The following is a 20,832-nucleotide window of genomic DNA, read 5'->3' on the forward strand; positions in this document are numbered from 1 at the left end:
TTGCGGGTCGAGGCCGGGAAGATTCCATGACCAGGGGACACGAGGAGAGACGATGCGCGACGCGGTGATCTGCGAGCCGCTGCGTACCCCCATCGGGCGCTTCGGCGGGGCACTGAAGACCGTGCCGCCCGCCGAGCTGGCCGCCACGGTGATCAGGGCGCTGCTGGACCGCACGGGGCTGCCCCCCGCCGCGGTCGACGAAGTGATCCTCGGGCACAGCTACCCCACCATGGACGCGCCCGCCATCGGCCGCGTCGCCGCCCTCGACGCCGGGCTGCCGGTCGAGACCGGCGGCTCCCAGGTCGACCGCCGCTGCGGCTCGGGCCTCCAGGCCGTCCTGGACGCCGCCATGCAGGTGCAGACCGGCGTGAGCGACGTGGTGATCGCGGGCGGCGCCGAGAGCATGAGCTCCGCGCCCTTCTACACCGTCGAGGCGCGGTGGGGCATCCGCGGGCCCGGCCTCGAACTGCACGACTCGCTCGCCCGGGGCCGCGTCACCGCCGGTGGCGTCCACCACCCGGTGCCCGGCGGGATGCTGGAGACGGCCGAGAACCTGCGCCGCGAGTACGGCATCGGCCGCCGGGAGCAGGACGAGCTGGCCCTGCGCTCGCACCAGAGGGCTGTCGCCGCGCAGGGCGACGGGCGGTTCGCGGACGAGATCGTCCCCGTGACCGTCCGGGGCCGCAAGGGCGACACCGTGGTCGACACCGACGAGCATCCGCGTCCCGACACCACGCTCGAAGGGCTGGGCGCGCTGCGTCCCGTCCTGGGGAAGAGCGACCCCGAGGCGACCGTCACGGCCGGGAACTCCAGCGGCCAGAACGACGCCGCCGCCCTCTGCGTCGTCACCACCGCCGAGCGCGCGGCCGAGCTGGGGCTGCGTCCGCTCGTCCGGCTCGTGTCGTGGGCCAGGGCCGGGGTGCCGCCGCGCACGATGGGCATCGGGCCCGTCCCGGCCACGGCCAGGGCGCTGGAACGGGCGGGCCTCACCCTCGCCGACCTCGACCTGATCGAGCTGAACGAGGCGTTCGCCGCCCAGGCCCTGGCCGTCGTCCGCGAGTGGGGCCTGAAGGATCTCGACCGTGTCAACGTCAACGGCTCGGGGATCTCGCTCGGCCACCCCGTCGGCGCCACGGGGGCCCGCATCCTCACCACGCTGGCCCGCGAGCTGGACCGTCGCCAGGCCCGCTACGGCCTGGAGACCATGTGCATCGGCGGCGGCCAGGGCCTCGCGGCCGTCTTTGAACGCCTTCCCTAGATATCTCCGAAAAATCTTCGGCCCGATGTCAAGAAGCGCGCGGCGGCTCCGACCAACCGGTGAAGAGCCCGAGACAGGGCCATCGCCACGAGGAGTAGAGATGAAGTTCGTGCTGAGCATGCACATCAACCCGGCCGTCATGGAGTCGCTGACCGACGAGGAGCGGCAGGAGATCGGCGCCGGGCACCAGGCCTTCATGGAGGCCATCACCGCGTCCGGCGAAATGATCAACACCCAGGCGCTCGCCGACCCGTCGCAGTCCTCCGTCGTCCGCGTCCGCGACGGCCGGGCCATCGTCACCGACGGCCCCTTCCTGGAGTCCAAGGAGTTCCTCGGCGGCTTCTACATGGTCGACTGTGAGAACCGCGAGCGGGCGCTCGAACTGGCCGCCCTCATCCCCGACGCCAAGATCGAGGGGCTGGGCATCGAGGTCCGCCAGGTCATGTTCTCCCAGGGGCAGCTGGAGGTATGACGCCCGGCGCCACCGAGGACCTGCTGCGCGAGCTGGCGCCGCAGGTCCTCGGCGTGCTCGTCCGCCGCCACGGGCGGTTCGAGGAGTGCGAGGACGCCGTCCAGGAGGCCCTGCTCGAATGGCCCGCGGGCGACGTCCCCGCCAACCCGCGCGGGTGGCTGCTCACCACCGCCACCCGCCGCCTCATCGACCAGATCCGCAGCGACAGCGCCCGCAGGGCCCGCGAGCTCAACGACGCCCTGCGGGCCGTCGAGCCGGAGGTCCCGGACGCCGACGACACGCTCGCCCTGCTGTTCCTGTGCTGCCATCCGGCGCTGACGCCCGCGTCGCAGACCGCCCTCACGCTGCGTGCCGTGGGCGGACTGACCACCGCCGAGATCGCCCGTGCTTTCCTCGTCCCCGAAAGCACGATGGCCGCCCGGATCAGCCGCGCCAAGCAGAGCATCAAGGCCGCCGGGGGCCGCTTCACCGACTCCGACCCCGGTCCCGAGCGGGCCGAGGTCGTCCTGCGGGTGCTGTACCTGATCTTCAACGAGGGCTACACCGCGTCGTCCGGCGGCGAGCTGCACCGTCCCGACCTGGCCCGCGAGGCGATCCGGCTCACCCGCAAGGTCCATCGGCTGCGGCCCGACGACGGCGAGGTCGCCGGGCTGCTGGCCCTGATGCTGCTGACCGACGCCCGCCGCGCCGCCCGCACCACCCCGGAGGGCGACCTCGTCCCGCTGGCCGACCAGGACCGCGCCCTATGGGACCGGACCCTCATCGACGAGGGCACCGAACTGCTCACCAAGGCCATGGCGCACGCGCCGCTGGGGCCCTACCAGGTGCAGGCCGCCATCGCCGCGACCCACGCGAACCCCGGCGAGACCGACTGGCGGCAGGTGCACGCCCTCTACCTGATCCTCGAACGGATCGCCCCCAACCCCATGGTCACCCTCAACCGGGCCATCGCCCTCGCCGAGACCCAGGGGCCGGACGCCGGGCTCGGCCTGCTGGCCGACCTCGACACCGACGACCGCCTGGCCGGCCACCACCGGCTCCACTCCGTCCGCGCCCACCTCCTGGAGAAGGCCGGAGACCTGGACGCGGCCCGCGAGTCCTACGAACGCGCCGCCCGGGGCACCGCCAGCCTGGCCGAACGCCGGTATCTCGAATCACGGATCGCGGCGCTGCGAGATCGCCTGTAACGATGGCCCCGCCCGGACCACTTCCCGGTGTTGGAACACACCACGACGAACGGGAGGTGCGGCCGATGGCCGATGAGGCCGAGCGCTTCACGGCGATGTACGACGCATACAGGCAGAACGTGTGGGCCTACGCCGTCAGCCGGGGCGGCCGCCAGTGCGCCGACGAGGTGGTGAGCGAGACCTTCGCCATCGCCTGGCGCAGGCTCGCCGACGTGCCCGAACCCGCCCTGCCCTGGCTGCTGGGCGTGGCCCGCAACGTCCTGCGCGACACCGTCCGCGCCGACGCCAGGCGGGCCGCGCTGGCCACCGAATACCAGCACTGGGCGCGGACCGCCGAGAACGACGTCGCCGAGGGCGTCGCCGAACGGCTGGCCGTCCTGCGCGCCATGGCCGAGATCCCCGAGGATGACCGCGAGATCCTCGTCCTGGTCGCCTGGCAGGGTCTCACCCCGCGCCAGGCCGCCAAGGTCGTCCGCTGCAGCCCGGCCGCCCTCCGCGTCCGCCTGCACCGCGCCCGCAAGCGGCTCGTCCAGGCCATGGACCCCCAGACCCCCGCCAAGCGGCTCCCGAGCGTCGCGATCAAGGAGATGTCATGAAGCACGACGTGATGCGGACGCTGGCCGAGGCCCGTCCCGACGAACTGACCCCCGGCGCCCCCGACGCCGCCACCCGGGAGAACGAACTGACGCGGGCCATGGCGTCGTCCCGCCTCCCGGCGAAGCGTCGCGTCCGTCCGGCCTGGGGCTTGGGCCTGGTCGCCGCGGCCGCCGCGGCCGCGCTGGTCGCCACCGCACTCCACCAGCCGGGCGACCCCTCGGCCCCCTCGGTCGCGCAGCCGCCGCTGACCGCCCGTTCCCTCCTGCTCGGCGCCGCCGAGAAGGCCGAGGCCGAGCCCGCCGCGTCCGGCACCTACTGGCACATCCAGACCGTCCAGCGTGGTTACTACCGCGCAGGCGGCTACACCATCGTCACCGAAGAGCGGTCCGACGAGTACGCCCCGACCAAGCCCGGCCTCAAGATGTGGGGCAGGCAGCAGTACCTCGGCGCCCGCCCCGCCACGCCCGCCGACGTGACGGCCTGGAAGAAGGCCGGAGCTCCCACCACGTTCAAGGTCAGCATCCCGGTCGGCCCCGGAGCCAAGATGACCAAGCCCGCCGTCTTCGCGACCGCCCCGGGCAAGCCCACGGTCAGCTCATCCGACCTGGTCGACGGCAACAAGATCTACTGGCTCGGACGCAACGTCACCTACAAGGACCTCAGCGTCCTGCCCGCCGACCCGGCCCGCCTCAAGGCGTCCCTCCTACGCTGGTACACGGGCCACAGCACCGAGGCGTTGTCGGTCCGCCAGCCGTCCGACGAATGGCTCTTCGACGTCACCGCCGGCCTCATCACCGCGATGCCCGTCACGCCCAAGGTCAGGGCCGCCGCCTTCCGGATGCTCGCCGACCTGAAGACCATCGAGGCGTCCGGCCCCGTCACCGACTCCCAGGGCCGCAAGGGCACCGCCGTCACGGCCACCACCCGCACCTCGAAAGGCACCGTCCAGAAACGCCTGATCATCGACACCCAGGGCCGCCCACTGGCCCGAGACACCCTCCTGGCAGGCGCGCCCCACACCTCCACCACGATCACCAAAATCACCTGGACCAACCACACCCCCCGCTGAGGTGTTCGCGCCGCCGCCCAGGCCCCCACCGGGCGGCGGCGCGATCCGGCCTACTTCTTGGTCGCGGAGGCGTCGTCGGCGACGGTGATCGACAGGGGCTTGCCGTCGCAGTCGGCCGGCATCGGGTGCTCCTTCCCGTCGATGGAGAGCTTGCCGTCCTTCATCTCGACCCTGGAGATGCTGGGCGCACCCTTCACATCGGACGACGTCCCGCCGCCCGCGCGCTCGGCCGACGACACCGCGCCCTTCCCAGCCGGGCCCTCGGGCGGCGCGACGGCGATGCCGCACGTCACCGTGACCTTGGGCGTCCCACCGGTCTCGGCGGAGGCCAGCCCCGAGAACGTGAACAGGGCAGCGAGACCGAGCCCGGCGCCGAGCACGGAGCCGCCGAGGATCTTCTTCTTCATGGGATTCCCTTCCGAGACTTCGGATGAACGCCCCGACCCTCGCGGACCCGGCCTGAAGGCAGCATGAAGCCGCCCAAGACGATCTTCATGATGGCTTTAGAACGGCTCGGGCACTGTGGCGGACGTGCGCGTACTCGTGGTGGAAGACGAACGGCGGCTCGCCGACCTGCTCAAGGCCGGACTGACCCGCGAGGGCTGCGCGGTCGACCTGGCCTTCGACGGCCGGGACGGCCTGTGGATGGCCGGGGAGAACCCGTACGACGTGATCATCCTGGACGTGATGCTCCCCGAACTGAACGGCTACGCGGTCTGTGCGCAGCTCCGCGAACGGGGCGTCTGGACACCGGTCCTCATGCTGACGGCGATGAGCGGCGAATACGACGAGGCCGAAGCGCTCGACACCGGAGCCGACGACTTCCTGTCCAAGCCGTTCTCGTTCGTCGTCCTGCTGGCCAGGATGCGCGCCCTGCTGCGCCGAGGCGGCCAGGAACGCCCGGCCGTCCTCACCCTCGGCGACCTGAAGGTCGACCCGGCCGGGATGCGCTGCAGCAGGGGCGACGTCAAGATCTCGCTCACCCCGAAGGAGTTCGCGATCCTGCACTGCCTGGCCCGCCACCCGGGGGAGGTCGTCAGCCGGACCGAGCTGCTGGAGAAGGCCTGGGACTTCACCTTCGACGGCGACTCCAACGTCGTCGACGTCTACATCAGCGCGCTCCGCCGCAAGATCGACCGCCCGTTCGGGCTGACCTCGCTGGTCACCGTCCGGGGCGCCGGATACCGGCTGGAGGCGTGATGGGCGTCCGGCTGCGCACCACCCTGGCCGCCACGTGCACCGTCGCCGTCGCGCTCGGCCTGGCCGCGCTCGCCCTGTTCTGGGCGCTCAACGCCAGCCTGGAGAAGAGCACCCGCGAGGTCGCCGAATCCAAGGCCGAGGCCGCCGCGGGGGCACTGACCCACAACTCCGTGGACGTGGCGCCCGACACCCAGGTCGTCATCAGCGGCCCGTTGACCGGAATCTCCAGCTGGCAGGACGGCACCGGACGCTACACGGTCGCCCAGACGACCGTGGCGACGCCGGGCGGCACCGTGACCGTCCAGGGCAGGGCGTCGCTCGCCCCGGCCGACCACGCCATGGCGACCCTCCGCAACCTGCTGATCCCCGGCGTCCCCCTCCTCCTGGCCCTGGTCGCCCTGCTCACCTGGGCGGCGGTCGGGCGAGCACTCAAACCGGTCTCGGCGATCCGCGCGAAGGTCGCCGACATCACGGCCAACGACCTGCACGAACGCGTCCCCGAACCGGGCTCCCAGGACGAGATCGGCGCGCTGGCCAGAACCGTCAACCGCACCTTCGACCGCCTCCAGACCGCCGTGGAGGCGCACCGTCAGTTCGTCGCCGACGCCGCACACGAACTCCGCAGCCCGCTGACGATCCTGCGCACCCGCCTCGAACTCGCCGGAGACACCGAGGCCCTGGCCGACGTCGACCGCCTCACCTCACTGACCACCGACCTCCTGCTCCTGGCCCGCCTCGACGCCGGCGAACCCCGCCGCGACCAGCAGATCGACCTCGCACAGCTCGTCGCCGAAGAGGCGACCCGCAAGCGCCCGCGCCCCGAAATCAAGGTCACCCTGAACCTCACACCCGACCTGCTGGTCCAGGGCTCACCCGACCAGCTCGGCCGCCTGGTCGCCAACCTCGTCGACAACGCCGTCCGCCACGCCCACACCACGGTCGGCGTCCGCCTGACACCCAGCGAAGGCGAGGCCGTCCTGGACGTAACCGACGACGGCCCCGGCATCCCAGACGAACACCGCGAGAAGGTCTTCGACCGCTTCACCCGCCTGGACCACGCCCGCACCCGCGACAAGGGCGGCTCCGGCCTGGGCCTGGCCATAGCCCGCGACATAGCCACGTCCCACCAGGGCACCCTCACCCTGGCCGACCACCCCCAAGGCACCCGCATGCAAGCGCTGCTCCCACTCAGCCCTACCGCTGAAGCCGAACCAACCGGCTGAAACTGTCACCGCCATAACCGGCGTCGACAGCCCGCTGCGCGACGTCCTTGGCCGCCCGCATCACCCCCGAATCGATCCCGTGCGCCTCAGCCGCATGAATCACATGCTCCATCCCCGCGGCAGCCGAGAACACGCTGGACGCATCACCCGGGAACTCCCCCCGCTCCACCTCCTCAGCGAAGATCGACATCGACACCGGCAGCAGCCCAGCGATCCCCTGAGCAAACGGGACAAGCTCCAGCGGCCGGATCCCCTCCGCCTCAGCCAGCGCGAAGGCATGAGAAACCCCACTCACCGCCGTCCAGTAGATATCGACCAACGCCACATCAAACGCCGCCGCCCGCCCCGGATCGGCCCCAAGGAAATGACGAGCACCCCCCAAAGCCGCCAGAGTCGTCTCATGGCCGCGGTAGACCCCTTCGGGGCCGCTGAACAGGATCACCGCATCATCGGTGCCAATCGTGGCCGCCGGACTCATGATCGAGCCATCGAGATACTCGATCCCGTTCTCCCCCGCCCAGCCCGCGGCCTCCCGAGCCCGCGCAGGCGAGTCGGCGGTGAGATTGACCAGCGTGCGCCCCTTCAACACCCCGGCTTCAGGCGCCAGGACACCGAGCGCCACGTCGTAGTCAAGAACACAGACGATCACGAGCGGGCTCGCCGCGATCGCTTCGCCCGGCGAGGCGGCCAGGGCCGCGCCCTGCTCGACGAGCGCGTCCGCCCTGCTCGCGGTGCGGTTCCAAACGGTCGTCGGATGCCCGGAGCGAACAAAGGCTTCGGCGAGGGCTTGGCCCATGGGTCCAAGCCCGATGATGGTCACAGGAGTCATGGCTCCACCCTGCGCGCCCGCCCTGTCGATCCACTGTCGGTCCCCCCACAGCGCGATGTCGTGGCCGACGTCCATTAGGCAGCCCCCTTGCCGATTGCCTGAATGGCAGTACTCGCTAGGCTCGCGAAGGCGGCCAGGGTGACGCCGAACCTGAGCCAGCTCTGTTGTTCCCGGCGGAGGTAGGACGGTAGATGGGCGACTGGTTTCAGAGGATCGTCGATGTCGAGGCGAGCGCGGAGGACGCGGACGGCCTCGCGGTCAGGGTGCGGGACTGGCTGATATCCGGGGGGATCGTCCTCGCCGAACGCACGGATTGCGTGCTGGGGGCCGAGAATGGTCATCCGCCCGGGCCCGCCGTCGGGCAGGCGCTGGAGGACCCGTCGTCGGAGGATGGGTGGCAGGGCCTGTGGGCCAACGGCCTGGACATCACCGTGGGACGCACGATCTTTGATGCGGGCCAGGGCGACCCGGTGGCGGTGACTTGTCCGCACTGCACGAGTGAGATCCGGCTCGTCGACGACTTCTGGCAGCCGATCGACGAGGCTTGGGCCCCGTTCAGCAAGGTTTTCACGGAATGGTCGGAAGGAGGCGACGGCGTCATCGCGTGCCCGTCCTGCGCCAAGCCCGTGGAGCCGTCCACCTGGAAATGGGCGGATGATTACTTCGCCTTGGGCCACCTCGGCTTTACGTTCTGGAACTGGCCGGAGCTGAAGCAGGACTTTGTCGCCGAGGTCGGCCGACAGCTGGGCGGTCACCGTACCGTGCTACTAGCGGGAAAACTCTGACCAGGGTGTTTGCTCGCCCCTCAAGACGAGCGCGTAGCGTGCGCGGGTCATATCCGGCTTCGGGTGCGTGCCTTTCTGCCGCAGCCCTCAACGTTCTTGCGAACTGGCTCTGGAGGTGCGAGGGCCGCAGCGAGCCGGGGTTGGTGGCCACGGCGGGCTCAGTCTGGACGGGCCCAAGGGGAGGAGGGGATGGGGCCGTGGACCTCGGGGTCGTACTCCTCGCCGTCCTCGGGGATGCGGTAGCCGTCCGGCCGGTACCGGGGCTGGGGTTGAGCGTCGGCTAAGCCGGTGCCGTGGCATGCCGTGCACTCGACGCTCATCCAGTGGTTGCCGCGCGTGAAGACGACTTCGCCCTTGCCTCCACACTCGGCGCATGTGGGACCGTCCCAGGGGTCGTCGGTCACTTCTTCCCCCTCCCGCCGCAGTCATGGCACTTGATCCACTGCTTGGGCTTGGCCTTGCCGGGCTGGCCGTTGCCGAACTCCCACCATCCATCCTGTCCGTGGCAGGTGCGGCAGTCTCCCTCACTCACGGCGTGCCCTCCTCGAAGCCCTTCACTCCAGGGAACCCCACCTGCCAGTGCCCAGGGAAGGCCTGGGCGCGGTGGCACGTAAGACTGGCTCTGGAGGGGGTGTGGGGGCGGAGCCCCCCACCTTGGGGGTTTGGGGGCGGGAGCCCCCAATGGGGCTGTCCGAGCGTTAGCGAGGGCCTTTAACGGGCGAAGGCCCGGGCGGAGATGGCTCCGCCCGGGCCTTGGGAGAGCGGGTGACGGGAATCGAACCCGCGCTTTCAGCTTGGGAACCAAACCGATCCCACCCACCAGGGCCCCTGACCTGGCCTCCGACCCTATCGCAGGTGACCGCTACTGCCCCTTGATCACCCTGCCTAATTGCACGCTAATTGCACGCCGATCAAGCCCGCGACCTGCACAAGCTAGCCTCACGTGCCCCAGCCCGCACACCTCCCGCACGGGCACTACTGATCCGGAGCGCTCATCCGCGCGAACGGCGAGACGGTGTGACAGACAGATTCGCGCGGATGAGTGCTCCGGGCCGCGGGGGGCTGGGGGCTGCGAAGCCCCCGCTTCGGGCACGTTCAGCCTGATCCCAACCAAGGTGCTGCTGGGGCGACTCATAGATAATGACCAAGCATCAACAGCTCAGCCAGGTTGACCTTCCGGGCCCACGTCCCCCATCGGACCCGAGTCGAGCAAGATCGCCTTGATGATCCAAGTCAAGCCGTAGCCGATGGCCGACAACCTAAGTCACCTCAAACCCGACAGAAACATCACCTTCTAGAGACCCCTCTCAGCGAAGCCTCCTGCCGTGCCCCTCACCGGCGCCCCGGCACCAGGCGGACTTGCCAAGCTAGCCCGAGAACCCTTCGTGAGCTGGACCTCGCCTGAGATGCTTACGACTAGGATGGAGCCGAGGACACCGGGCATCGCTCCCCAAACTGGGCGCTGATATCCTCCTAGTGGCTAAGTCAGCACGTTAGCTACTGTCGGCCCTGCTGGCTGAGACGTTCCAGGGGGCTGTAACAGCTTGCCTAGATCGCCGCTGAACAGGAAATAGCCCGCTGAGCAGGTTGCCAGGAAGCCGGAGTAAGACGTTGGCCACGCCATATGAACAGGGCAAGGAAGCTCTTGACGCCCTTATAGCTTGGGCTGAGGACAATTCAGCTGATCTCAACAGGAACGAGGCAACAACTCGCCTCCATCTAATAGATCAATTGTTGAAAAATGTTCTGGCCTGGCCCTTGGAAAAAACTGAAGCTGAGAAGTCTTCAGATGGCGAATATCTCGACTATGCCCTAGGGCGCCCATTCACGCGTTTGATTATAGAAGCTAAGCGTGAAGGGCTTCATTTCTCTCTTCCCTCCGGAATAACATCCTCCGTACAACGCCTGAGTTCCTTGCTGGACGGCGACGGAGGAAGACAGCTTAAAAAGGCACTACAGCAAGCTGCGCGATACAGCGCAAGCCAAAGTGTTCCGCTTGCGGCTGTCTCGAATGGGCATCAGATTGTTGCATTCTTGGGGGTGAGAACGGATGGAGTTCCTCCTCTTGAAGGCACTGCTCTGGTATTTCCTAGCCTTTCTTCAATGCGGGAAAACTTTCGGCTCCTCTGGGATAACCTCTCAAAGCCTGGAGTTGAATCGAGAAATCTCTTTTTGACTCTGAGAGAAGGTGAGAAGCCTTCAGCCCCATTGCCGCTCTCAGCAAACATCTCTGGCTATCCCAGGTATAAGCGCCGGAACGACACCCAAGTTGGACTTGAAATCCTTGCTGAACTATTCATCGAAGACCTCACACGCGTGGAGGAACTCCAAGAGGAGTTTCTAGAAGAGACATATGCCTCCAGCGGCGCTCTTTCTCAATATGCGATGCTCAGCAAGCAGATCCTTGAGAATCGATATTCGCTGCTGCACGAGGATGGCGCTGACTACGAAACAGAGTCCGCGACAACTAGGAAGGGTATCAATCCCAACCTGGCAGGCAATGTTCTTGCGGCGGGCCTGAGTAAACGCCCTATCATTCTCCTTGGGGATGTAGGCGTGGGTAAAACCATGTTTATTCGACGTCTTTTGCATGTGGATGCGAAGGACGTATTCAAGGAATCTTTTGCTCTCTACGTGGACTTTGGTGCCAGGCCGCCCTCTTCGCGAGACGAGCTTCTCCGTCTTGTGCATGAAGAGATCATCTCTCAGCTCCGCGAGAAGTACGGGATTGACGTATTTGAGAATGACTTCATTGAAGCGGTTCACCATGGTGAACTCAACCGCTTCGATAAAAGTCCTTACGGTCGACTCAGGTCCGTCGACGAGATTGGCTATCAGCGAGAGCGCATTAGCTATCTGGTACGCCTTATTGAGGATCGCCCCACTCACCTGCGGGCCTGTCTAGAGCACATCCGCGGAAGCCTGCGCAAGCAAGTCGTTATTTTCCTGGACAATATCGATCAGCACCCAACTGACGTTCAGGAGAGTGTATTTCTGATCGCCGAGTCGCTGGCGAGTGGTTGGCCCGCCACCGTATTCGTCTCGATTCGCCCTGATACTTTTTATCATTCGCGGACCGAGGGAACCCTCACTGCATACCAGCCTCGAGTGTTCACGATCTCGCCGCCCAGAGTGGACGTTGTTCTTAAACGCCGAGTGGCATTTGCGCTCAAACAGCTCCGTGACGCATCCCGAGTTGCGAGCCTTCCCGAAGGTGTGACCATCGATTCGGAGTCCTTGAAGGCATACCTCAGCGTCCTCTTGGAGAACTTCGAAGAAAATCGGGATCTAGTGGAACTGATTGACAATCTTTCCGCTGGAAATATTCGTCGAGCACTCGACTTTGTCTCGGCTTTCATCGGCAGCGGTCACATCAATACAGAAAAGATTATTGGCTCATACGAGAGGGGTTCTCGTTACACGATTCGCTTGCATGACTTCTTGCGGGCGATAATTTATGGAGACTATCAATACTACGAGCCAGAAGCTTCCCCGATAGTCAACCTGTTTGACATCTCCCAGCCGGATGGTCGCGAGCACTTCCTTCTTGCTCTCTTGCTGTGCCATGTTGAGGTTGATGGTGACAACACGGGGACCGAGGGCTATGTCCCGACCGACGACGTTTACACCTTCGGGCAAGGGCTGGGATTCGCTGCCGAGCAAGTGACGTGGGCAATTGAACGAGCTGTGCGCAAGGGACTTCTAGAGCGGGCTCCCCGCGCTGGCAAGACCAGCAGCAGAGAGCATTTGCGTGTAACCTCGGCCGGAGTATATACAGCGAGGATGCTCGGCGGGATGTTTGCATATCTAGATGCGATGGTTACTGATACTCCAATCGTGGACGATGCTTATAGGGTTCTTATTGGGGATGCGCAATCTTTGTCTGAACGGCTTGCGAGATCAGAGTATCTTCGCGCTTACTTGGATAAGCAATGGCGATCACTTGAGCCGGTTTTGAATTCTCCAAAGTTCAACTGGCGCGAATTTAGTGCACGCATCACCGACGATATTATTACGGTTAATGAACGCCTCCATTGAGATTATCCATCTGCCTCCGCTGCCTAGGCATAGGTTTGCTCCCCGGCGCATCGTCCGCTAGAAACGACGTTCCAGCAGCACGAACCTTGGGCGCAGCGGTTCGGTTGTACCATTTCGCTGCTAGTCCTGCCGGATCGATGCGTCGGGACCGGCCCGAAGAGGCCGCACGCCCGGCGCATCGATGCGGCAGGCGGCGCGTAGCGGCGCCCTTGAAACCGTAGAGAAAGTTCTCATCGAGCCCTGGCCACGCGAGCGTGGTGCCTAGTTGGTGAGCTTGTGTAGGGCTTTGCGAGTTTGATCGGCGAGGCTGGTGGCGGCGCCTAGACGGTTGTCGATGGTGAAGTGGACGCCGGGCGGTGGGCCTTCGGTGTTGAGGCTGCTGGTGTACTCGTCCCAGTGGGAGAGCTTCCAGGTGTCTCGGGGGGCGTCTCGGACCTCGATGTACTCGTGCATGGTTTCCAGGTCGCTGTGGACCCAGATGGCGGTGACGTCGACTCCTTGGGCGTGGCAGCGGTGGGTGAGGCGTGGGAGCCAACCGGCGTTGTTGAGTTCGGTGATGAACGGGGCGGCGAGGATGATCGAGACACCGGACTCGATGTTGCCGTAGGCGGTGTTCATAAGGCAGCGGTACTCGTGCGGGCGAACCTCGTCTTGGTAGAGGTTGGTGTGGCGGTCGTGGGCGTCTCCGCCTAGGTCGTGGGCGTCTCCGCCTAGGGAGATCAGGAGGCGTTCGGTCATGCGGCGGGTGAGGGCGTCTTTGTCCAGGACGGCCCAGCCGGAGAGGTCGGCGAGGAAGCGGGCGAACTCGGTCTTGCCTGATCCGGCGTAGCCGCCGACCAGGACCAGGGTGGGGCCGGCGCCTGCGTTGGCGATTGCGCGGCCGTGCCAGGCGTCGGTGATGCGGGACTTGAGCGTCCCGTTGTCGGGGAAGAACGCCGTCAGGTCGAAGGGCGGACGGCTGGTGGCGCGTTCGACGCCGCGGGCGTGGGCGGCCTTGCGTTCCAGGACGTGAAGTGGGACGTCGTGGGCGCGGGCGATGTGGGGCAACCAGTCGTCTGGGATGCGCTCGCCTCGTTCCCAGCGCGATACCTCGTTACGGGTGAGGGTGGCGGACTCTGCCAGCTGGCAGAGCAGCTCGGCTTGCTCGCGCTGGCTGCGGCCTGCGCGTAGGCGTGCCAAGTAGGCGCCAAACTCCTTGCGTCGCTCCGTGGTCATGGCGTCGCCTCCCTGCACAAGTCTGGCCCCCTCCTGGCCCCCTGTCAGGCTCCTTTGTCGAATGCGGCCGTGCGGGAAGTTGAGAGCACTCCAGTCCTGCGAATGATTCCGCTGCCTAGTAGTGGATTCGTGCACGAACCGTGAGGTCTCCCGACATGACTGCCACTTCACTACCAACCGACCTGGTTCTGCTTCGGTTGCGCCGTGTCTTCCCCGGCCATCACCTCTGGTGCGCGGTCCGCTGGGACGGAGTTCCGGGGGACTGGGTTGCCAGCTTGCGTGGCCTGGGGGCTGGTGTTGACCCGACTGGCATAGCTCGGGGCAGCATGGTGCTGAGGGAGGCACTGGCGGAGGACCGGGCTCGGGCTCTCGGGGAGGGAGACCCGGTGACGGGCCGCGATGGAATGCCCGGCGAGTCACCGGAAGGGGCCGCTGAGCAGGAAGCGGCCCCAAGGGGGGAACAGTCAGCGCGGCCGGTGGGCTCTCCCCCCGGGCGCATCGGTCGCGCTGGCCTCCTTCATCGAAGGTTGGAAATGCCGTCGTCTTGATCGGCTGGCCCGAGATCTTGAGCGACTCGGGTGGGTAACGCGCAAGCGGTACGGCCAGTCTCCGCCCGTACTGGATGTGTTCTCCGAGTTCCTGCCCCGGGTCGGCGAAAGCGTTCTCGTCGTCCGGGCTGAGCGGTACTGGTGGTACCGGTCCGGTACGGGCGCTTGGCTGGGGCCGTGCTCGCAGAGCTGGGGGGCAGCAGGGACTGTTACGGAGTTGCTTGCCTTGTGGGGAATCACTCCTAGGGCCCGTGGAGGCTTCGATGAGCGGTGATCAGAAGGGTGGCCCTCTGCGTGGATTGCCTCAAGATCATCGGGTGCGGGGAGCGACCCCGGTAGCGGTCAGGGCGGGAATGGATGAGGTTGATGCCTTCTATGGGCGGAGATCGAGATGACGTCTGTGACTTCAGGCCCTCTGACCATCAGGATTGTCCCGCTCCGCTGCGTCAAGACCGAGGTTGCTCGGGCTCGTCGAGCGATTCGCCGGATCTTGACTGGGTGCCCGGAGGCATTGATCGACACTGCCGAACTCTGTGCAAGTGAGATAGTTACGAATGCAATCGTTCATTCGGACTCCGCAAAGCTGGGCGGCACGATCCTCTTGGTGGTTGTCCAATCCTCGGGATCGGTTCGTGTTGAAGTCGTCGACCACGGGTCAAGGGCCAAGGAGCCTCGCGTGGCGAGTGGTTCGGAATCTGATTCCGAGGACGGGCGAGGCTTGTTGATTCTGGAGGCGTCCTGCGACTCCTGGGGATGCTATGAGGACGAAGCAGGTCGCACGGTTTGGTTTGCCATAGGCGCATCTCGTTAGCCTCTGCGTGTGGCGCCGCTCTGAGCTGCCAAACTCTAAGGACCTCACGACGAAGAGAGGTAGACGATATGACGTATTTCCTGATGGGTGTGGTGGAGGACATCCGGTGAACAGCCCGTTCGTGCGACGGCAACGTTTGGCTGCCGAGTTGCGCACCCTGCGTGAAGATCGCGGGATGACTGCCGAACAGCTGTCTCGCCTGCTCCACATGTCACGGATGAAGATCTCCAAGCTGGAGAACGCCCGTGTCCGCCCCAATGTCGGCGAGATCATGAATATTCTCGACTGTCTTGAGGTGGAAGGCAACAAGCGGAACGAGATTATCCACGTCGCCAGAGGTGCCGCAGAAAAGGGCTGGTGGACCAGTTTCGGTGACGCTATGGACTCCCGTCAGTGTTTGTTCGCTGACGTAGAATCGGGTGCGGCGACCATTCGTGAGTACAGTCAGTTCAAGGTCCCAAGTTGTCTTCAGACTCGTGACTACGCGTCCTTCCTCATCGAGACAGCCATGCCCAGGGCAGACGCTTCTTGCGCTCCTGAGCGAGCGCTTGAAGCGCGGCTTCACCGCCAGAAGCAGCTTTTGGCGTCAGGAGGCCCCAGGTATGAAGTTGTCATCGACGAGATCGTCATGCGTCGCCGGACTGCACCGCCTCAGGTCATGATCGGCCAACTCCGGCACCTGAGCGAGATAGCAACGCGGCACCCTCACATCACATTGCGCATAATGCCTCTTGCCGCTGACTTCTCGGGCCGCCCGCTGCCTGACGCGGCGTTCTCTGTCTACACTTTCCCAGACCCTAACGACCCATCAATAGTACTCATTGACACATTGGGTACGGAGATCGTACACATCAAGCCCAACGATGTGGCGGCGTATAGCAGACAGTATGAATCCCTTCGCGAGGTCGCACTTTCGGCGGCGGCAAGTCTCGGACTCCTGACTGATTTGATTGGCGAGCTTCGGAGCAGTTCTTGAAGGGTGCTGTTCTGGCTGGCGACTCCCCGCGGCTGGTGGAACCGATCATGCCGCAAAGGTTGGGCGACGATCATGAATCCGGGCTGGCCTTCGGTGACTGCCTAAGCTCCACGGCGCGGATGATGCGGCGGGCCGCGTCGGTGGGCTCGGTCTGGTCGGTGTGAATGGCCAGGTCGAATGGGGGCTTCTCCCCGGTGGCTCGGATCTCTGCGTCTGTGTCCTCCCAGGCTTGGATGCGCTTGGGGGTGTCGACGTCCCCGCGGTGCTTGGAGCGTTCGGCGGATACTGCGCGTGGGATCCAGAGGAGGACGGCTGTCCACTCCAGCGGGACGGCGGAACGGAGCGCTGCCACATCGGCGAGGTTACCCATGTGGATGATCGGGATTCGTCCAGCCCGGGTCATGTGCTCGACGTCCTGGCGGTCGACGGCGTAGCGGTTGCCGTAGCGCTGGGTCTCGACGATCAGGCGGCCTGCGTGGTGGAGGGCATCGAGTTCCTCGGGCGTGACGTGACGGTAGCCGGTGCTTCGGCCGGTCCCGGCTTTGAGCTTGGGCAGTAGAGCGAACCTGTCGTCTTGGCCGCTCAAGGCGGCTGTGACAGTGTCCTTGCCACTGGCTGGTGGGCCGTAGAGGATCACGCCTTGCCTGGTCACCCCAGGATCTTACGCAGGGCCTCTCTGGTCTGGTCGGCGATGCTGATCGCGGCGCCCTGGCGGTTGTCGATGGTGAGGTGGACGCTGGGCGGGCTGCTCTCGGTGTTGATGCCGCGCGTGTAGTCCTCCCAGTGTTCGAGCTTCCACTCGTCGCGGGGGGCGTCGCGGAACTCGATGTACTCGCGCATCGAGTCGATGTCGCAGCGGACCCAGATCGCGGCGACCTCGGCGCCCTTGGACTTGCACCGGTTGGTGAGGCGCTCAAGCCACGCCGGGTCGTTCAGCTCCGTAATGAAGGGTGCGGCGAGGATTGTGGAGATCCCGCAGTCGATATTGTCGTTCGCCGTGTCCATCAGGCATTTGTACTCGAGGGGTCTGACCTCGTTCAGATAGAGGTCGGTGTGGCGGTCGTGCTGGCTTCCGCCTAGAGAGACCAGGAGTTTCTCGACCAGGCGCCGGGTGAGTGAGTCCTTGTCGAGGAACGCCCAGCCTGAGACGTCGCCCAGGAAGCGGGCGAACTCGGTCTTGCCTGATCCGGCGTAGCCGCCGACCAGGACCAGGACGGGCTTGTTCGTCCCATCGGTGAGGGCGCGCCCTCGCCCTGCGTTGACGACCCGGTCCTTCAGGACGTCGCCAGCTGCGGAGTCTCGATCTTGGCTGGCGTCGGTGACCTGGTCGAGTCCGTTGGAGATGGTGACCGCGGCCGTCTCGGTGGCTGCCGGTGGGGTGGCGGGCCTGGGGACGGGGACGGCGGCGACCTGGGCGACATGCTCCCCGGGAAGAGGGAGCCGGAATCCTAGGTCGGGCTCGGACGCCCGGTACATCAGGCAGTACGCCCGGCGATAGTGCGGATCTGGGTAGACGGTCCCGTTTTCGTGCCCCCAGAAGGTCTGGAGGTTGGCCGCGACGCGTAGATCCGCCCGCTCGGCGATTTGACGCAACTGGTCCCTGGCGGACTCAAGGCTCAGACCTCGCGCCTCGCGCTGCTCGCGAAGTCTGAGGGGCTGCCACCCGGGGCGCTGCTTGATTGCGGTCACTCAAGCAGCCTATGAGCCAATTAGGAGAGTGCGTTGTGGTTCGGGGGGTGTGGGGGCGGAGCCCCCCACCTTGGGGGTTTGGGGGCGGGAGCCCCCGATGGGGCTGTCCGAGCGGTAGCGAGGGCCTTGCTTTTGGGGGTTGAATGACGAAGGCCCGGGCGGAGGTGGGGCTCCGGCCTGGGCCTTGGGAGAGCGGGTGACGGGAATCGAACCCGCGCTTTCAGCTTGGGAAGCTGAAGTTCTACCATTGAACCACACCCGCTTGGGCCGTCTGAGACTGCCCGGTTGTTAGCGTACCGGATGTTCGGAGACTGTGGCGCGTTGGGCGGTGGGGGTGGCTTGGCGGTAGCGTTTCCGGCGTGCTGCTCAGCGATCGCGATATCAGGGCCGAGCTCGAGTCGGGACGGGTGAAGATCGACCCGTTCGAGGCGAGCATGGTTCAGCCGTCCAGTGTGGACGTGAGGCTGGACCGCTACTTCAGGGTGTTCGAGAACCATCGGTACCCGCACATCGATCCGGCGGTCGAGCAGGTGGATCTGACGCGGTTGGTGGAGCCGGACGGGGACGAGGCGTTCGTTCTGCATCCCGGGGAGTTCGTGCTGGCCTCGACGTATGAGGTGTTCGCGTTGCCGGAGGATCTGGCGGCGCGGCTTGAGGGGAAGTCGTCGTTGGGACGGCTGGGGCTGCTGACGCACTCGACGGCCGGGTGGATCGACCCCGGGTTCAGTGGGCATGTGACGCTCGAGTTGTCGAACGTGGCGACGTTGCCGATCAAGTTGTGGCCCGGGATGAAGATCGGGCAGATGTGCCTGTTCCGGACGAGTTCCCCGGCCGAGTACCCGTATGGGTCTGAGCGGTATGGGTCGCGGTATCAGGATCAGCGGGGACCGACCCCTTCGCGTTCTTATATGAACTTCCACCGCACGAAGGTGTGATCCGCCGTCCCCTCCGGTGCACGTGAGTGCGGAGGTGGAGTGGATGTGGGTGTGGGGGTGGGGGTGGGGGTGGACGCGAGAGGTTGCTGCCCCCGGTGTCGCCGGTGCTGCGGCGTGGGTTCTGGGGCTGGCGGCCTCAGGTCTGGGGGCTGGCGGTCGCGTGCCCGGGACGTCCGGGTGTGGGGGCTGGCGGGTCATCTCCGGCTGGATGGGTGTCTCGGTGCAGGGATGGCGCTCTGGGGTCGACGACTGGGGTTGGGCGGGGTTTGGCTTGCCTGCCATGGAGGCGGCTGGGGGCGGTCTTCATTGGCTGCGGTGGTTCTGGGTTGACCGTGTGCGGTCAGGGTGGGTGAGGGCGTTGCTCTGGTGTTGGGGGTGGGGGCGGCTTAGGTTTGGCGTCGGCGTCCGCCTGGTGGGGTCGGGTTCTTGTTGGCGGGGCTGATGATCTGTTCTTCGGAGGGGCATGAAGAAGACCATGGGCTCCAAGGGGATCGAGACCGGCACCGCTCATAACGCGCGGGTGTGGAATCACTGGCTTGGCGGTAAGGACAACTATCTGGCCGACCGCGAGGTGGGCGACCAGGTGTTCCAGATGTATCCGAACATCGTCCATGTGGCGCGGGCGGATCGGGCTTTCCTGGGACGGGCCGTGCGCTTCCTGGCCGGTGAGGCGGGTATCCGGCAGTTCCTCGATATCGGGACGGGCCTTCCGACGGCCGACAACACGCATGAGGTGGCGCAGCGGGTGGCGCCCGAGGCGCGTGTGGTCTATGTCGACAACGATCCGCTTGTGCTGACGCATGCGCGGGCTTTGTTGACCAGTACTCCCGAGGGCGCCACGGATTATGTGGAGGCCGACGCGCATGATCCGGAGACCATCCTGGAGCGGGCGGGTGAGACGCTCGATTTCGGGAAGCCGGTCGCGATCATGATGCTGGGGATTCTGAACTTCATCCTTGACACCCGGGAGGCCGGACGGATCGTCGACCGGCTGGTCGAGGCCGTCCCGGACGGGAGTTACCTCGCGCTGACCCATCCGACGCTGGAGTTGGGCGGACGGGGCAACGTGGAGGCCATGCGGTTCTGGAACGAGAATGCCAAGCCGCCGATCAGGGCCCGGACGGGGGCGGAGATCGAGGGGTTCCTGCACGGGCTTGAGCTGGTCGAGCCGGGGCTGGTGTCGTGTGCTCAGTGGCGTGATGATTCGGAGGTCGTCGCGCAGTACGCGGCGGTCGCGCGGATCACTCGGCCGTCCCCACGATGAGCATGACCGCCAGGACGCCCGCGAGTGTGCAGCAGAGCGTGAGGACTCTCGGGTGCTGGCTGTGGGCCTCGGGGAGGATTTCCGCGGCGGCCAGGTAGAGCAGGACGCCCGCGAAGAAGCCCAGGTAGGGCCCGAGGACGCCCTCCGGCACGTCCACCAGGAGGGTCGCCAGGGCGCCGAAGATCGGGGCGACGGCGTCCAGGAGCAGCATGACCAGGGCCGGACGACCGGAGCGGCCGAGCGACGCGGCGGTGACGGTGTTGAAGCCGTCCGCGAAGTCGTGGGCGATCACGGCGAGCGCGACGAACGCCCCGGTTTCGGCGCCGGACTGGAACCCCAGACCGATGCTGAGGCCGTCGATGAAGCTGTGCCCGACCAGGGCGGACGCGGCGAGCAAGCCCGTCCGGCCGTGGGCGTGACGGTGGGGGGCGTACTCTCCCTCGTGGGCGCGGTGGATCGCGGCGGCCTGTTCGACGATGTGGAGCAGCAGGAACCCGGCCGCGAACGCCAGCATGGGGGACGGGACGCCCAGCACCGTCGAGGACGTGATGTCCAGCGAACCTGGTACCAGGTCGAACGCGACGACGCCGAGGATCAGTCCGCCCGCGAGCCCGAGCACCAGGTGCCGCCGGTCGCGGACGCGCATCGCGACGAGCCCGCCGATCAGCGTCATCAGGAAGGCCGCCAGGGCCCAGAGCACCGCCATGCCCCGGTCCTACCGCGCCGCGCCCCCTCG

General features: G+C 66.3%; 21 protein-coding genes and 1 tRNA gene. 13 read left to right on the forward strand and 9 right to left on the reverse strand.

All coding sequences use genetic code 11. The features are described 5' to 3' along the window. Positions 1 to 52: 52 nt before the first annotated feature. From ACQPY4_RS01680 to ACQPY4_RS01700, 5 genes are all read left to right on the forward strand, one after another. Positions 53 to 1,258, forward strand: coding sequence for an acetyl-CoA C-acetyltransferase (locus ACQPY4_RS01680; protein ID WP_433331635.1), 1,206 nt, complete (start codon positions 53 to 55; stop codon positions 1,256 to 1,258). Positions 1,259 to 1,358: 100 nt separating this feature from the next. Next, on the forward strand, positions 1,359 to 1,730 hold the full coding sequence (locus tag ACQPY4_RS01685; RefSeq protein WP_433331637.1) for a YciI family protein: 372 nt from the start codon (positions 1,359 to 1,361) through the stop codon (positions 1,728 to 1,730). Next, positions 1,727 to 2,917, forward strand: a complete 1,191-nt coding sequence (locus ACQPY4_RS01690; protein WP_433331639.1) for an RNA polymerase sigma factor — start codon at positions 1,727 to 1,729, stop codon at positions 2,915 to 2,917. The genes ACQPY4_RS01685 and ACQPY4_RS01690 overlap by 4 nt, the downstream gene beginning before the upstream one ends. A 65-nt stretch (positions 2,918 to 2,982) precedes the next feature. Further along, on the forward strand, positions 2,983 to 3,513 hold the full coding sequence (locus ACQPY4_RS01695) for an RNA polymerase sigma factor (RefSeq protein WP_433331641.1): 531 nt from the start codon (positions 2,983 to 2,985) through the stop codon (positions 3,511 to 3,513). Beyond that, the gene (locus tag ACQPY4_RS01700) at positions 3,510 to 4,583 is read left to right on the forward strand and encodes a CU044_5270 family protein (RefSeq protein ID WP_433331643.1); all 1,074 of its coding nucleotides are present in this window, start codon (positions 3,510 to 3,512) and stop codon (positions 4,581 to 4,583) included. The genes ACQPY4_RS01695 and ACQPY4_RS01700 overlap by 4 nt, the downstream gene beginning before the upstream one ends. 50 nt (positions 4,584 to 4,633) lie before the next feature. Here ACQPY4_RS01700 and ACQPY4_RS01705 read toward each other — a convergent pair whose 3' ends face one another. Then, on the reverse strand, positions 4,634 to 4,990 hold the full coding sequence (locus tag ACQPY4_RS01705) for a hypothetical protein (RefSeq protein WP_433331645.1): 357 nt from the start codon (positions 4,988 to 4,990) through the stop codon (positions 4,634 to 4,636). 124 nt (positions 4,991 to 5,114) lie between these two features. Here ACQPY4_RS01705 and ACQPY4_RS01710 point away from each other — a divergent pair, with 124 nt between their 5' ends. After that, positions 5,115 to 5,783 (forward strand): response regulator transcription factor, encoded by a 669-nt coding sequence (locus tag ACQPY4_RS01710; RefSeq protein WP_433331647.1) that lies wholly within the window; start codon positions 5,115 to 5,117, stop codon positions 5,781 to 5,783. Then, on the forward strand, positions 5,783 to 7,006 hold the full coding sequence (locus tag ACQPY4_RS01715; protein WP_433331649.1) for a sensor histidine kinase: 1,224 nt from the start codon (positions 5,783 to 5,785) through the stop codon (positions 7,004 to 7,006). The genes ACQPY4_RS01710 and ACQPY4_RS01715 overlap by 1 nt, the downstream gene beginning before the upstream one ends. On the opposite strand, the gene ACQPY4_RS01720 is transcribed toward ACQPY4_RS01715, so the two are convergent. Further along, positions 6,978 to 7,835, reverse strand: a complete 858-nt coding sequence (locus ACQPY4_RS01720) for an NAD(P)-dependent oxidoreductase (protein WP_433331651.1) — start codon at positions 7,833 to 7,835, stop codon at positions 6,978 to 6,980. The two genes, ACQPY4_RS01715 and ACQPY4_RS01720, sit on opposite strands and share 29 nt — an antisense overlap. Before the next feature lie 191 nt (positions 7,836 to 8,026). Here ACQPY4_RS01720 and ACQPY4_RS01725 point away from each other — a divergent pair, with 191 nt between their 5' ends. After that, on the forward strand, positions 8,027 to 8,620 hold the full coding sequence (locus ACQPY4_RS01725) for a hypothetical protein (RefSeq protein WP_433331653.1): 594 nt from the start codon (positions 8,027 to 8,029) through the stop codon (positions 8,618 to 8,620). A 158-nt stretch (positions 8,621 to 8,778) separates the two neighbouring features. Here ACQPY4_RS01725 and ACQPY4_RS01730 read toward each other — a convergent pair whose 3' ends face one another. Further along, complete coding sequence (locus tag ACQPY4_RS01730) at positions 8,779 to 9,024, reverse strand: hypothetical protein (RefSeq protein WP_433331655.1); 246 nt, start codon at positions 9,022 to 9,024, stop codon at positions 8,779 to 8,781. Further along, complete coding sequence (locus tag ACQPY4_RS01735) at positions 9,021 to 9,152, reverse strand: hypothetical protein (protein WP_433331657.1); 132 nt, start codon at positions 9,150 to 9,152, stop codon at positions 9,021 to 9,023. Before ACQPY4_RS01735 ends, ACQPY4_RS01730 begins: the two co-directional genes overlap by 4 nt. A 1,079-nt stretch (positions 9,153 to 10,231) precedes the next feature. Here ACQPY4_RS01735 and ACQPY4_RS01740 point away from each other — a divergent pair. After that, positions 10,232 to 12,658, forward strand: coding sequence for a hypothetical protein (locus ACQPY4_RS01740; RefSeq protein WP_433331659.1), 2,427 nt, complete (start codon positions 10,232 to 10,234; stop codon positions 12,656 to 12,658). 261 nt (positions 12,659 to 12,919) lie between these two features. On the opposite strand, the gene ACQPY4_RS01745 is transcribed toward ACQPY4_RS01740, so the two are convergent. Beyond that, complete coding sequence (locus ACQPY4_RS01745) at positions 12,920 to 13,873, reverse strand: AAA family ATPase (protein ID WP_433331661.1); 954 nt, start codon at positions 13,871 to 13,873, stop codon at positions 12,920 to 12,922. A 939-nt stretch (positions 13,874 to 14,812) separates the two neighbouring features. Between ACQPY4_RS01745 and ACQPY4_RS01750 the strand changes: the two genes are divergently transcribed. Then, positions 14,813 to 15,232: an ATP-binding protein gene (locus ACQPY4_RS01750; RefSeq protein ID WP_433331663.1), complete on the forward strand. Its 420-nt coding sequence runs from the start codon at positions 14,813 to 14,815 to the stop codon at positions 15,230 to 15,232. Positions 15,233 to 15,338: 106 nt separating this feature from the next. Continuing rightward, positions 15,339 to 16,208 carry a helix-turn-helix domain-containing protein gene (locus ACQPY4_RS01755; RefSeq protein ID WP_433331665.1) on the forward strand — a complete coding sequence of 290 codons (870 nt, stop codon included), beginning with the start codon at positions 15,339 to 15,341 and terminating at the stop codon, positions 16,206 to 16,208. Positions 16,209 to 16,278: 70 nt separating this feature from the next. On the opposite strand, the gene ACQPY4_RS01760 is transcribed toward ACQPY4_RS01755, so the two are convergent. The 3 genes from ACQPY4_RS01760 to ACQPY4_RS01770 all read right to left on the reverse strand — a co-directional run bounded on the left by ACQPY4_RS01760 (position 16,279) and on the right by ACQPY4_RS01770 (position 18,159). Continuing rightward, positions 16,279 to 16,860 (reverse strand): guanylate kinase, encoded by a 582-nt coding sequence (locus ACQPY4_RS01760; RefSeq protein ID WP_433331667.1) that lies wholly within the window; start codon positions 16,858 to 16,860, stop codon positions 16,279 to 16,281. After that, positions 16,857 to 17,897, reverse strand: coding sequence for an AAA family ATPase (locus tag ACQPY4_RS01765; RefSeq protein WP_433331669.1), 1,041 nt, complete (start codon positions 17,895 to 17,897; stop codon positions 16,857 to 16,859). The genes ACQPY4_RS01760 and ACQPY4_RS01765 overlap by 4 nt, the downstream gene beginning before the upstream one ends. Before the next feature lie 191 nt (positions 17,898 to 18,088). Then, positions 18,089 to 18,159, reverse strand: a tRNA-Gly gene (locus ACQPY4_RS01770). Positions 18,160 to 18,256: 97 nt separating this feature from the next. Here ACQPY4_RS01770 and dcd point away from each other — a divergent pair. Both dcd and ACQPY4_RS01780 read left to right on the forward strand, forming a co-directional pair. Next, positions 18,257 to 18,832, forward strand: a complete 576-nt coding sequence (gene dcd, locus ACQPY4_RS01775; RefSeq protein ID WP_433331671.1) for a dCTP deaminase — start codon at positions 18,257 to 18,259, stop codon at positions 18,830 to 18,832. A 463-nt stretch (positions 18,833 to 19,295) separates the two neighbouring features. Beyond that, positions 19,296 to 20,096 carry an SAM-dependent methyltransferase gene (locus ACQPY4_RS01780; RefSeq protein WP_433331673.1) on the forward strand — a complete coding sequence of 267 codons (801 nt, stop codon included), beginning with the start codon at positions 19,296 to 19,298 and terminating at the stop codon, positions 20,094 to 20,096. On the opposite strand, the gene ACQPY4_RS01785 is transcribed toward ACQPY4_RS01780, so the two are convergent. After that, positions 20,074 to 20,802, reverse strand: coding sequence for a ZIP family metal transporter (locus tag ACQPY4_RS01785; RefSeq protein WP_433331675.1), 729 nt, complete (start codon positions 20,800 to 20,802; stop codon positions 20,074 to 20,076). The genes ACQPY4_RS01780 and ACQPY4_RS01785 overlap by 23 nt on opposite strands. Between the last annotated feature and the right edge of the window lie 30 nt (positions 20,803 to 20,832).

Source organism: Spirillospora sp. CA-294931 (assembly GCF_050946795.1).
Lineage (GTDB): Bacteria > Actinomycetota > Actinomycetes > Streptosporangiales > Streptosporangiaceae > Spirillospora.